Below are 12,906 nucleotides of genomic sequence, written 5' to 3'. Positions count from 1 at the left end.
GAGAAGATGATGATTCATAAAGTTGGTCAAATTATGCTATATGTAAATAATCAAGATGAGGCTGTGCAATTTTGGACAGAAAAAGTAGGTTTCCACTTAGTTGCTGATGAAGATAACGGTCAAGGATTTAGATGGATTGAAATCGCGCCAACAGAGAAAGCAGAAACGAGTATGGTTCTACATAATAAAGAATTAATTGCGAAGATGCAGCCTGAATTAAATCTTAGTACACCATCCATGTTGTTTTTCACTGAAGATATCGATAAATTATATAAAGAGTTTGTAGAGAAAGAAATTACAGTTGGAGAACTTGTAAATATGCCGTCTGGTAGAGCGTTTAATTTTGCTGATCATGAGAAAAATTACTTTGCAATTATGGAAAAGAAGTAAGTATAAAATTGACTAACTTGATCTTTAAACGAAACAACACCATTTTATAGATGGTGTTGTTTTATAGTTTTTGAGCAATTATTTATTACAAAATGCAAATGATTATTTACATTTTGTTGGTAATCATTTACAATGAGAGTGTTTGAAAAGGAGGGAAGTGAAGTTAGGATGCTTGAAAACAGAGTTAGAGAATTACGGGCAAGATTTAGGTGGACTCAGCAAGACTTGGCTGATGCAATTGGAGTGACGAGGCAGACAATTGGGTTAATTGAAAAAGGTGATTATTCTCCCTCTGTCACCATGGCGTTAAAAATAGCTGCCGCGTTTCAACTTACAGTAGAAGATGTTTTTTATTTAAAGGGAAAGGAATGATTATAATGAAACAGGTTTTAAAATCTCCGCTTATAGGGGCCGGTATATTTGTTTTGATTATTGCATTTTTACTATTTTCTCTTATGAGTACACAGGTCGTTTTAGCTAGATTATGTTTTTGGATTCTAGTGACGGTTACTGTTTTCTGGTTCATTCTCACAAAGCTTTATAATCGAAAGAATTCGGATGATAAGATTAGATTATTTAGCTTTATACCATCCGAATTTCGTGAAATAGATGAAGGGCAGCAGTGGGTAACTTATAAGGCTTGCCGAAATGTATATATTTACTATAGCGTTGCACTTCCAGTAACGGCAGGGATCTTCTTCTTCTTTTCTCAACATAATTTTGTTCCATTACTGTGCATTGGTGTATTAGGTGCAGGCCAATACATGGTCTATTGGTTAACTACTATTCTTATTTTAAATCGTATTTAATCTAAAGAAAAAAGGGGATGAAACAATATGCTAGAGTGGGCTCAAAATGCAGGTGAAATGTGGCAATATGTCGTTTTATTTCTATTAGCTTTTGCTCCATGGATGGATGTATCAATCGTTGTACCACTTGGTATCGCATGGGGATTGCAACCATTTGCAGTAGGGGTGACTGCATTTGCAGGGAATCTTATCTTGGTTCTATTATTGGGATTCTTCTTTAAGCAGTATGCAAAATGGCAAGCGGCAAGAAAGTTAAAAAAAGGTATAACAACACCTTCTAAAAAAGAAACTAGATCAAGGCGAATATGGGAACGATATGGTATTCCTGGTTTGGCATTGCTTGCTCCCATTCTCGTAGGAACTGATATTGCAGCCGTATTAGCTTTAACATTTGGATCTAACAAGACACACGTCATAAGTTGGATGACAGTCAGTCTAGCGGTATGGACAATCATTTTTGTAGTTGCTTCGATGTATGGATTTAGCCTTTTACATATTATTTAGGATGATATAAAACTGTCTATGAATATAGTAATGAAGTAAAAGGGATGAAGAAAAAACGTCGTAGATTGAATATGGAAGTCAAAATAAGAAGAAGTGTCCAATTTAAGGTTATTAAAGTCTGAATTTTCCGATCGATTATTAGGATCTAATAGGAATGGATCTTGGTTCTTCTCCGATTACACTGATAGAAGTGATTAAGGGAGAATAATGAAATATGAAAAAAACTGTATATATTGCATTAGAAAAGATCTCGTTAAAATATAAAAATTCACTATATTGTAAGGAGAGAAAATAATTGAACCTAGGTAATCCGATAGCTATTGGGAATACAGCAAAGATATATCTTTATGATAATAAAATTGTGAAAGTGTTTAAAAAACACTTTCCAAATACAGAATCGTTATATGAAGCAAAGAAACAAGAATACGCTTATTCATGTGGGATTCAAGTCCCAAAGGTATTAGAAGTCACAAAAATAAAGGGTAGGCAAGCAATTATAATGGAATATGTAAAAGGGAAAACAGTAGGTGATCTCTTAATTCATAATATGGAACGAGCGGAGCATTACATAGGTATTTGTGTTAATGCACAACAAAAGGTGCATGCTGTTGTTGTTGATTCAGATTTACTTGAACCGATGTCAGAAAAGCTACGTCGTCAAATTGAATCAGTACAGAATCTAGATGAGAAACAAAAGGGTAAATTGTTAAGAAAATTGGATTCAATGGTATTTGAACCTAGGCTATGTCATGGGGATTTTCATCCATTTAATTTGATTTTGAGTAATGATAATGTGAAAATTATTGATTGGGTGGATGCTAACGCGGGAGATATTCGTGCCGATGTCTACCGAACATATTTGTTGTATGCCCAGGCTTCAGTAGAGTTGGCTGAAATGTATTTACGTATATATTGCAAAAATGCTGGTTTATCAAGGGATGAAGTTATAAAGTGGGCTCCTATTATTGCTGGGGCAAGATTGTCAGAAAAAGTATCTTCAGAAAACATAGAACATCTAAAGAGATTAGTAGACCAGTATTGTCATTAAGGAACACGATAGAACTAGCATTTCTGTAATGATCAAACTTTTTTAATGCGACAGTATTAGATAATAAAACCGTTCAAAATTTTCGAACGGTTTTTGGTTGTTATATTATTTTTTAACTTATATATTGAAAAGTTATGCTAGATAGTTATTTCGATTTGATTTCCTTCTGGATCACTAATTACGCTCTCATAATAGCCATCTCCAGTGAAACGTGGTCCATTTAATACAGGATATCCAGCTTCTTTTAATGCTTTGGTTAGTTGATTCACATTTTCTTCACTACCAACAGAGAAAGCGATATGGGCATATCCAGTTAGGTTAGAACTAGGTTTATCTTCTATTCCTTTCTTTCGCATAATTTCAAGGCGTGCTCCAGATTCAAAAGTAATAAAATAAGATTCGAAGTGTTTAGCTTTATTGTGATATAAAGAATTTGCCTCTCCATTAAAGTATTGTGTATAGAAAGTGCGCATTGCCTCTAAATCATTTACCCAAATAGCTATATGTTCGATTTTCATTTATTTCACCTGTCCTATTCCTATATAAATTTATATAAGTTAATTAAGTATTGTGGGCTAATAATCAGTGAAGATGAAAAACAACGATTAGAGTTTCACTTTATGAAGTTTGAAATGATATGTCAAGAAATACGGATGACTGCTCAGACCCATCAAGCTAAAATTAAGTGATTTTCAAACGGCAGCACAAATTGCTACGCAAATGGGGATGGCTGCTAATACAGTTCACAGTGGAAAAGGTTTTAGTCACGCAAGTTTACAGCACCACTATTTTTATTTTTTCGAAATAAAATCTTGTCATTTTCCCTATGTCAATTTTATTTGTTGGTTTTTTTGAACATTAAATCAAAAAGAATCATATAAGTGTTTTTGCAAAATCAAAAGGAGCTATCTCATGTGAGAATAACTCCTTTTGAAAGTCATCAAATTATTTTTTGGATTTTGTTAGTTCTTTAGTCCCGCGTGTTCAATAATGCGCTTCATCGCTTGAATTTGCCCCAAATGATTTGCTTCATGCATTAATGTAAGGCCGGCTAATTCTCCAAAGGTTTCCAATCCCATAAATGATTTTTCCAGCGTTTCATTTAACTGTTCAGCAGGAATTTGTTGGAGACGAACTAATTGATCTTTCAACTCTATAATGAGTTTATCTACGGTAGGTACATCTCCCTTCCAATCAGCCGGCTTTGTACCGTTTCCAAATAATTCGATATAATTTGCAGGAAGATGCGTCGTTTTATGTGGAAAGCCGAGCATAAACTGTTCAGTAACCGTTAATACATGGCCGATATGCCATTGGATCGTATTGTTAAAACCGTCTGGCTGTACATTTGTTATTTCCTTCGAAAATGATTCTACGTTTTTAATAAAATAACTTCTTGTCATCGCAAATTGTTTAAATATTAGTTTATTCATACCTTACACCCCTTTCAAATCCCTCTCATTCATTAGCGTATTAAAAATCTGGATAAATTAGAAGTGACATGAGATAAAGATCGATTATATTCTATACGAATCATTCATATCGTGTAAAGCGGAATGACTTTATAAAAGTTATTATTTGTTCATTTGTATATAAGCGCGAATCATAAAATAACTAATATAATCAGGAAGCTGTTCTTTAATAGCTTTCAATCCACCTTCAGCTTGCGTACTTCAGCGATATGAGAAATTATTGTTTATAGATGCTTTCTTGCATTCTTTTGGAATTTTAATGATTTTTAACTTGGTTGATTTACTCATTATAGATTGGCTTATATTTTGTTGGATTACCCCGAGATTTGTTGTTATTCCTAGTACAGAAGGGATGAAGGGATATAAAGATTATAAGATACATCTAAGAGGAGCAATGATTGGTACGTCTTTTCTAATAATAGTTAGTTTATTCATTGCAGCAATTGCTATAAATATTTAGTATGAGGAATATATTATATTTTACTTTACTTTGAGGAGATAAGGATGGACATTTTTATTAGAAAACTAGAAATACATGATTTGAATGGAATTCCTGAAATTGATGATAGTTTTACGGTTGATTCTAAGCTATTCCTTTCATTAGCAGCGATGGATCAACGAATAGAATACACCGTGCAAGAAATACAAAGCTATGAGAAAAATTATTCAGAAGATATATATAAAGAGGATCAAGAGAATGATTTAGATTATAGTGAATATGTTAATAATCCAGATAAGATAATTTATTTGGCGTTTATGAATCACCAAATAATTGGAATGATTATAGTAAAGAGAAACTGGAATGGTTTTGCTTACGTGGAAGATATAAAAGTAGATAAGCAGTTTAGACAACTTGGAGTTGGTAGGAAATTAATTGAGCAGGCAAAGCATTGGGCGCAAGCTTGTGAAATGCCAGGAATCATGCTGGAGACACAGAACAATAATGTTAAAGCATGCAAATTTTATGAAAGTTGTGGCTTTGTTATAGGAGGCTTTGATTTTCTTGTATATAAAGGCATTCATGAGCAAAATGATGAAGTTGCAATATATTGGTATTTGAGATTTAAAGACAGTCCGATATAACCTATAGTGCTTCACGCGAACAAAGAGTGTCTTTAGAGATTTTTAGGGCACTCTTTGTTCGTTATTATGCTAAAAAAATTCTAAAGATACAAGGAATAGGTTAGTTCACCGTATGTGAGAATTTCATCATCGGTAAACCCCTGATTAGAATAGAATTTTTGACCCGAATCATTTTCAGGATGCACAGTTAAGCGAATACGATGGCAAGATGGATGAACGATTTTTAAATGGTTAATTAACGCTTTTATTGCCGCGGCTCCAAATCCTTTTCTTTGATGTCCTTTGTCGATAAAAAAATGAAACAGCCAAAAGTCCTTTTGACAATCTAGTTCGTAATGTAGATTAAAGAAACCAACCATTTTCTCGTTATGATAAATTCCAAAAGGTTCAATCATTCTATCATCCGGCCTAATATACGCTTTAGCAAGTGCAATAGCAACAGGTGGTGTAACTTCAGAAACAAACTTTTGTTGTTCAATATTTACAGAAAGCGTGAGAGCCTCTCGCCAGTTGTCAGAAGTTATTTTTTTCAGAGTTACTTGAGACATAAGTTGAAACCTCCAGTTTAAATAGGGAATATGGGAAGAGCTATTGAACAAGCGTATTTTGCCCAGCAGCAATTTTCCATGTTTCTTTTTCTTTAACCATCACATAAACAGCTAAACTGCCTTGTTCATTTTCTATTATTTTTCCTTCAGAGGTTGTTGGGTATTGTCTAATATGTGCGATAGCTACATCAGAGCGAATAAAGTTAATACTTTCAACTGTATAACAAGCGTATGAGTCCCGAAGAGGTCCTGGTAAAAGAACTTTGTGTGTCTCATTGATTTGCTTCCAACCTGAAAGCCGCTTGCCAAATACATTGACCCATGTGGCATTTAAAGTGAAGTAGCGATCTAATTCATCTGCATCATGTGCATTAAATGCACTTTCTATTTCGGTGATCGTTTGCTGGATTGCATGTATTTCTCTTTGCTGATGTTCTTTGGAATCATAACCTTTAGACATATTCATTCCTCCAATGTTGGTTTGATATCTATAGATTACTAAAGTAAAGGTGCTATAACATCCAGCAATAGTAGCATTTTTTGAGGGGAGACTTATACGAAGGTATGATGGAAAGATGGTTTTATATACTTATATTTATATTTTTCTCTAAATTGTATTCGTTATCTAATAAGAGGAGTTAACTTAATGAGTCTAGGATATTATAACGTTATGAATAAGGAGGTGAAATATGTTATTTCAAAAAGGGAGTTTATCGATTAGATATGTTATAGAAGATGATGTGAATACCATTTCAAAATGGTTAACAAATCCAGAAGTTTTACAGTATTACGAAGGCAGAGATAATCTGCAATCTCCAGAGCAAGTTCGTACTCATTTTATTCATGATCCAAAGAGTGCTGAGAAAAGATGTTTAGTAGAACATGCTGGAGAACCGATTGGTTATATACAAATTTACCCGATAGATTCAGAATGGAAAGAGCTGTATGGATATAAAGAAGCCCAAAATATATGGGGCATGGATCAGTTTATTGGAGAACCAATATATTGGAATAGAGGAATAGGAACAGAGCTTGTGCAAGTTGCGATTACATATATTATCGATGAGTTAGGGGCAGAAGCAATTGCGATGGATCCAAGAGTGAGCAATGAACGTGCGATTTGTTGTTATGAAAAGTGTGGATTTCAAAAGATAAAAAGGTTAATAAAACATGAACTTCATGAAGGGAAGCTAGAAGATTGCTGGATGATGGAGTATAGACGATAAAGGTATGTAGTGATTTTAATTTTATTAAAGTCATATAATATTAATATATATAAATCTATATAAATCTATATTAAAAAGGGGAGCGATATGTGATGAAGAAAGCTTTGGTAGTAACAGATGTTCAAGAAAGTATATATACAGCTTTACCCTTTGGATTTAGTATTTAAAGGGGTGTTATTTATTTTTGATGGGTTTTATAAGGATTATAGCTATTTTTCAAGACTAAAAATTGCTTTCCATTTTGTAGATTAATTACAATTATACTACGCCCTCCGCTATGCTTCGGTTGTGACATAATAAGAGGGCGTTAATTATGAATAACAAAATTTAATTAGGTAGGTGTGAATGGTGGTATATAAAGTGGAAAGTTTTAACTTTTCTGAAAAATACGACTGTTGGGATGGGTCTATAAACGTAAATTGTTCCGTTTCGTTTTTTGAACAAAAAAAAATTGAGATAAAGGGGTATTTAGAGAGTAATCAACCTTTAACAAAAGAATCTTATAATACGCTATGTTATTTAAAGGAACACTTTGATATTGTTTATGAAAATATACTAAAGGGTCTATTTGAATTGCAATGTAAAGATTTAATGAGTTACGAGATATATAATGAAAATGATCATTCCTTTAGTCCCATTACTTTTAATAGTATGGAAGAAATCCATCCTTATATAGGAACTCCTACATTTGAGATTTTACCTGACTATATGAAGGATAACTATGCTTACTTTGCAATTTCATTTGATGAAGGTTGCTTGCTATCTATTGAACATGGTCTCATAGCTTTATTTTTTAAAAATGATATGATTCATATTCAGCCTTCTGATTCATATTGTGTGCTTGAGATGCTTATGGATTACGAGGAAGATTGTGTAAAGTGGCAAAAAGATTTTTGGTTAGTGTGTTTTGAACTAGCTAAGAACAATTTATTAAACGATAGAGAATTGGTTAGAGCCAAGTGGTTGAAAAGTAAATAACCCTCTTAGTTTTTAAACAGAAATCTTAAAAACAAAACTGATGATAGTTTTTAGCGTTATAAAACCTAGCAGCATAGCGTTATGTTGCTAGGTTTTATTTTCTGTTATTGTTGCTTTGAATAAAGTCACGAAACTTCATCTCTTTCAATTAAAGAATTCTACGAAAGCTTCAAACAAACTTTTTATAAAATGGAATGTTTTTTGGTTAAAGTTGTTGAAGTTCATGCAATTACTCCTGATATCCGAAATATTGAAGGATTACAAAAAAGATCAATCTTTTTTATAAAAGAATAATCCGATTAAATACTATAAGAGCATGTTTTGATTAATCTTTTTTTCAAAACACGCTCTTTTCTTTTGTTCTTCTATTACGGTTAATAGCATTAATTTGATCAAACTTTATTCGAAACCTACAGTTTTAGATTTGGGAGGAAAGAGAAGTGTCATCAGATTTGATTAAAGGGAAATTAGTACATATGTGAGGTCATTTATGAAATGCTGCATTTCGAGAGTTTTTTCTCAATATTCAATTGCAGTTGGCTCTACAGGTAGCTTAGGCTTTCAAGTAATTGTACATATGTCAGTGGATGTAAAAGGGTGGAAGGAAGAATAGTTAGTGTAAAAGAAGGGTGTCATTACCAGTGTAATGACATCCTTCTTTTTTATTTTTTCTTATCTTTATCTAAGATGTTTTGTTCTTCAGCAAACTCAGTTCCATACGCGAAGCGGCCATTCATATTAATTCGTTCATTGTTGAGCCGTTCATGCGTATGAGAAAAACGATGCACAAACACTTCAGATAATGTAAAGACAATAGCGGATAGAATACTACCCCATGCAATCTGCATATAATTGCCCAATAAAATATTACCGAAAATCCACACACTTAAATATGTTAACAAAAAGTCAGCCATAATAGCGGCGGAATTGCCAATACGATTCAAAAGGATTTTATCAACAAACATATAAGAAACGATTGTTACAAACAGGCTAAAGGAAATAACATCAACAATTGTTGCATCAAAAAATAAATCAAGTCCGATAGCAAAAGCAATGATACACGATATAAATTTGATAAGCACAATCGTAAAATTGCTCAAATTGCACACCTCCCGTTTTTTATATAGTTTTGGTATAAAACAAGAAGTTCATACATTTCTTATGTATGTACATAGCTGCAAATAAAATTTTTTCATGTTGAACATCTTGTCAAAATATTAAAAAAATAAACGAAAAATGTTATAGTAAAATGAGAGTGTATGACATTTTTAGGTAAGGGGGGATCCAAATGTGGATTACTTCAGAAGTAGAAATTCCAGATGAACTATTTGATAATCTTGAACAAGGAAGGCTTGTATTATTTGTCGGAGCAGGAGTTTCTATGAAAGGGAAATCAAACTTACCAAATTTCGATGATTTAGTTGATGAAATTGCGGAAGCTTTATATGTTGAAAAGCGTGAAAATACAGAACCGCATGATTATTATCTTGGAAAAGTTGCGAAGACGAAAGATGTACATCAAGTTGCACAAGATCTTGTTGATGTGAAAAATTCAAAACCGAATCCATTACACTATGCCATTCCACGGCTTTTTTCAGATGATATTGATGTTCGCATCGTTACTACAAATTTTGATCAGCATTTTACAAGTGTAATTCGGGAAATGAATCCAGATATTAATATATATTACGCACCTGCACTTCCAACAGGTAGAGCGTTTAAAGGTTTAGCATATATACACGGCAATGTAGAACAGGAAAAAGAAAATTTAATATTAACGGATGGCGATTTTGGAAGGGCTTACTTAACAGAGGGTTGGGCAAGAAGATTTTTAGTTGATTTATTTTCAAATTATACGGTGTTATTCATCGGATATAGTCATAATGATCCTGTCATGAAATATTTAGCAACAGGTTTACCACCGAGTACAAAACGTTATGCATTTGTTGCACAAGGAGATAATACATATCACTGGGAGCATTTAGGAGTAAGGCCCATTGTTTATCCAAATAAGGCGAACAATCATCAGGCACTTGTTCAAGCGGTGAAGCGCTGGGCTGAATTAATGGGAGATAATTATATTACAAAAAGAATGCGGATTCGTGATATTGTGACAGTTCCACCATCAGTTGAACAAGAGCAATTATCATATATAAAACAATCAGTAAAAAAAATTGAAACACTCCGGTATTTTATAGAATTTGCTCGCGATTATGGATGGGTAGAATGGTTAGAGGCAGAAGGCAAAATCCAAAATTTATTTTTGCTTTCCACTATTCATAGTGAAGAGGATGAATTGTTGGCCGAGTGGCTCGTCAAACAATTTCTTTTTAGCCACCAAAAAGAATTATTTCAGCTTATTTATAAAAATCACTCAAAAATTTCTCCTTTGTTATGGCGAACGATTTGTACGTATTTAAACGAAGCAAAAGAGCCAATTGAACCGCTATTATTCGCAAAATGGACATTGCTCTTACTGGAAACAGCAGAAAAAAATAGTAGCTCTATAGAATTGGTTTCATATTTGTTACATAAATGTTCCTTTCCTGATCATAAAGAAATTTTCGTCTTATTGTTGGCGTTTATTTTGGATGGGAAAATTAAATTAAAGCGTGTCAGAAGATGGGAACACGATATGCAAGATTCAATTGAATTAGAGGAGACAAGCCGTTTACCAGTTCCCGTATTTGCATTTGTACAAAGAATCTGGGATGAAAGAATGAAACCGCATATCGCATATTTTGCTGACCCAATTATGGTTATGGGGTTAGAAAAAATCCAAATGTTATTTTTAAGGCAGACTGCACTGCAGAAAAAGGACGGTGTGACATATAATACAGTCGAATTTTCAGAGCATGATTTACAGCCGAAAGATTTTACATTTTTAATTCGTATTGTAAAAGAATGTCTCGCCTATTTATGTGAAAATAATAAGAGAAAGGCAAACTACTATATCGCCCAAATGATAGAAACAGATAGTATAGTACAAAAACGGATTGCAATAGCTGCGATGAGTAAAAATTCATTTGTAACTGACGATGAAAAAATCAAATGGCTACTAGAACAAAAATTACTTTTACATGTTACATATAGGCATGAAGTATTTAAATTTTTAAAGAAGCATTATCCATTTACCTCGGAACAAAGAAAGCAAGAAGTGTTACAAAAGGTTATGAAACACCTTGTTAATGAGAGGGCTTTTGATGCTTGCCTTATTATGGATTTACTTTATACATGTGATCCAAATAGTAATTGTACAGTACAAGCATATAAAAAAATGAAACAAAAACATCCTCATTTTTCCCCAGAACATTACGGTGAAAAACGAGTAGAGGATGCTGTACAAAGTATTACATGCAACGTAACGGCCGATGGATTATTGCAGTTGAAAGACCATGAAATGATGAAACAAGTTAGGCTTTTTTCTCATGATGGTATTTTTGAACAGCGTCATTTTTTAGAAATGTTATCAAAAGCATGTAAATTGGATACAGAGTGGAGTATTTCGCTTGCGTATCAATTAGTAGGGGAAAGTAATGTAAGTAATGAAGTATGGTTTGTCTGTATTCGGGCATGGAGAAATAATCGTAAGCTTACAAATCAACAAATACAAAAAATCATTCCACTCCTGCAACAATTTGTAAGAAATACATCTTTTCATTGGTTAATTAGCAGTTTTCTTTATGAAATCAGCAATCGATTAGAAGAATTCCAAGAGAATAGTATACGTGTGGTGAAACGTTTTGCCTTTTCTTTATTTCCTCAAGTAATGAAAGGTGATCCGAATTTTAAGATAGAAGAGCATGATTTTTATAATGAATCTATTCAACATCCTATTGGAAAGATGACGTCAGTATTATTAAAGTTACTAGCATATGACCACTTATACGATCGGAATATTCACGAATACTTGTTTTTATTTGAAGAACAAATGCGAACATTTTCACAGAGTACAAACTTCATGTTTGCACGATTAACAGCAGATATAACATTTTTATATCATATTGAGAAACAATGGTGTAGAAAAAATTTGCTACCTTATCTCGATTTAAAAAAACAAGAAAAATCAATAAAATATGCATGGGCAGGACTTTGCTATACACAAATAAATTTACCGTTATTTACAGAGATAAAGCGACATATTAAATATGCAGTCGAGCATTTATATTTGTTACATCCACATACAAAAGAAGTATTCTTAAAGTGGCTCAGCTTTGTTTTTATTAAATGTGTATTATATTGGGAACAGCGAGCAGATTGGTTATATCCGCTTTTTATACAGGAAACGGAAAATGACAAAATTAAGTTTATGGAACATTTATGTTATTATGTGAAAACATTAAGCGTGAGAGAACAACAAAAATTTTGGGAAGCTTGGTTAGCTGGATTTTTAATTGAACGTCCAAAAATGAGTTCCGTAACTGGTAGGGAATATGTCATGTTTTTACGTTTTGTATTATGTATGGATGAAGTTGCCGAAAAAGGATTACAAACAATTCTTACTCGTTTCTCTCCACCATCAGAACGTTACGATCAAGCGGAAATGAAACAACTATTTTTGTCTATTTTGGAAAAGAAAAATAATATGAAATATCATGTAGAAGCCTATGGTGAGTTGTTTTTTTCGTTATTACAAAACCTTCATGAGGCAAATTCTTTTGAAAATGAAATCATTGAGATTAAACAATTGTTAACAGAGTACCAAGTGGAGAAACATTTGCTAATATCTATTCAAAACGAAATGATTCGTATTGGACTTGTGATGACAAATTTACAAGATTAATAGTGGGTAAAGAGTGGAATTTTAAAAAAATAACTAAAAAGGTGTTGACAGTATTTGAAAAAGCA

The 12,906-nt window shown here is 32.9% G+C and carries 15 protein-coding genes and 1 pseudogene; 11 read left to right on the top strand and 5 right to left on the bottom strand.

Translation table 11 applies throughout. The features are described 5' to 3' along the window. Positions 1 to 9: 9 nt before the first annotated feature. From C568_RS0102655 to C568_RS0102635, 5 genes are all read left to right on the top strand, one after another. Positions 10 to 390, top strand: a complete 381-nt coding sequence (locus C568_RS0102655) for a VOC family protein (protein ID WP_026008564.1) — start codon at positions 10 to 12, stop codon at positions 388 to 390. Positions 391 to 558: 168 nt separating this feature from the next. Then, positions 559 to 762 carry a helix-turn-helix transcriptional regulator gene (locus C568_RS0102650; protein WP_026008563.1) on the top strand — a complete coding sequence of 68 codons (204 nt, stop codon included), beginning with the start codon at positions 559 to 561 and terminating at the stop codon, positions 760 to 762. Positions 763 to 764: 2 nt separating this feature from the next. Next, positions 765 to 1,199 (top strand): hypothetical protein, encoded by a 435-nt coding sequence (locus tag C568_RS0102645; protein ID WP_029426848.1) that lies wholly within the window; start codon positions 765 to 767, stop codon positions 1,197 to 1,199. Positions 1,200 to 1,226: 27 nt separating this feature from the next. After that, positions 1,227 to 1,703: a small multi-drug export protein gene (locus C568_RS0102640; RefSeq protein ID WP_003198383.1), complete on the top strand. Its 477-nt coding sequence runs from the start codon at positions 1,227 to 1,229 to the stop codon at positions 1,701 to 1,703. Positions 1,704 to 1,998: 295 nt separating this feature from the next. After that, complete coding sequence (locus C568_RS0102635; RefSeq protein WP_018780710.1) at positions 1,999 to 2,751, top strand: aminoglycoside phosphotransferase family protein; 753 nt, start codon at positions 1,999 to 2,001, stop codon at positions 2,749 to 2,751. Between the two features lie 137 nt (positions 2,752 to 2,888). Here C568_RS0102635 and C568_RS0102630 read toward each other — a convergent pair whose 3' ends face one another. Then, positions 2,889 to 3,269, bottom strand: coding sequence for a VOC family protein (locus tag C568_RS0102630; protein ID WP_006095153.1), 381 nt, complete (start codon positions 3,267 to 3,269; stop codon positions 2,889 to 2,891). Positions 3,270 to 3,713: 444 nt separating this feature from the next. Continuing rightward, complete coding sequence (locus C568_RS0102625) at positions 3,714 to 4,184, bottom strand: DinB family protein (protein WP_006095154.1); 471 nt, start codon at positions 4,182 to 4,184, stop codon at positions 3,714 to 3,716. 244 nt (positions 4,185 to 4,428) lie between these two features. Between C568_RS0102625 and C568_RS30390 the strand changes: the two are divergent. Together C568_RS30390 and C568_RS0102615 are read left to right on the top strand one after the other, a co-directional pair. Next, positions 4,429 to 4,683: pseudogene (locus C568_RS30390) on the top strand (nitroreductase); the annotation flags it as partial. Between the two features lie 44 nt (positions 4,684 to 4,727). Further along, on the top strand, positions 4,728 to 5,306 hold the full coding sequence (locus C568_RS0102615; RefSeq protein WP_006095156.1) for a GNAT family N-acetyltransferase: 579 nt from the start codon (positions 4,728 to 4,730) through the stop codon (positions 5,304 to 5,306). Positions 5,307 to 5,386: 80 nt separating this feature from the next. On the opposite strand, the gene C568_RS0102610 is transcribed toward C568_RS0102615, so the two are convergent. Both C568_RS0102610 and C568_RS0102605 read right to left on the bottom strand, forming a co-directional pair. After that, entirely contained in the window at positions 5,387 to 5,854 is a 468-nt protein-coding gene (locus C568_RS0102610) for a GNAT family N-acetyltransferase (protein ID WP_003198414.1), read from the bottom strand. A gap of 40 nt (positions 5,855 to 5,894) precedes the next feature. Then, positions 5,895 to 6,314 carry an SgcJ/EcaC family oxidoreductase gene (locus C568_RS0102605; protein WP_018780708.1) on the bottom strand — a complete coding sequence of 140 codons (420 nt, stop codon included), beginning with the start codon at positions 6,312 to 6,314 and terminating at the stop codon, positions 5,895 to 5,897. A gap of 229 nt (positions 6,315 to 6,543) precedes the next feature. On the opposite strand from C568_RS0102605, the gene C568_RS0102600 reads away from it, so the two are divergent. The 3 genes from C568_RS0102600 (at position 6,544) to C568_RS0102590 (ending at position 8,671) form a co-directional block, all read left to right on the top strand. Then, complete coding sequence (locus C568_RS0102600) at positions 6,544 to 7,080, top strand: GNAT family N-acetyltransferase (RefSeq protein WP_018780707.1); 537 nt, start codon at positions 6,544 to 6,546, stop codon at positions 7,078 to 7,080. A gap of 360 nt (positions 7,081 to 7,440) precedes the next feature. Further along, complete coding sequence (locus tag C568_RS0102595; RefSeq protein ID WP_231398622.1) at positions 7,441 to 8,058, top strand: DUF6985 domain-containing protein; 618 nt, start codon at positions 7,441 to 7,443, stop codon at positions 8,056 to 8,058. Positions 8,059 to 8,548: 490 nt separating this feature from the next. After that, positions 8,549 to 8,671 (top strand): hypothetical protein, encoded by a 123-nt coding sequence (locus tag C568_RS0102590; protein WP_003198421.1) that lies wholly within the window; start codon positions 8,549 to 8,551, stop codon positions 8,669 to 8,671. A gap of 49 nt (positions 8,672 to 8,720) precedes the next feature. On the opposite strand, the gene C568_RS0102585 is transcribed toward C568_RS0102590, so the two are convergent. Further along, on the bottom strand, positions 8,721 to 9,158 hold the full coding sequence (locus C568_RS0102585; protein WP_018780705.1) for a YndM family protein: 438 nt from the start codon (positions 9,156 to 9,158) through the stop codon (positions 8,721 to 8,723). 188 nt (positions 9,159 to 9,346) lie between these two features. Here C568_RS0102585 and C568_RS0102580 point away from each other — a divergent pair, with 188 nt between their 5' ends. Further along, the gene (locus C568_RS0102580) at positions 9,347 to 12,841 is read left to right on the top strand and encodes a DUF4020 domain-containing protein (protein ID WP_018780704.1); all 3,495 of its coding nucleotides are present in this window, start codon (positions 9,347 to 9,349) and stop codon (positions 12,839 to 12,841) included. Positions 12,842 to 12,906 lie beyond the last annotated feature (65 nt).

Source organism: Bacillus sp. 95MFCvi2.1, from assembly GCF_000374965.1.
GTDB lineage: Bacteria > Bacillota > Bacilli > Bacillales > Bacillaceae_G > Bacillus_A > Bacillus_A pseudomycoides.
The sequence above is the reverse complement of the archived record's forward strand: the minus strand, read 5'-3'. Positions and strand labels throughout refer to the sequence as shown.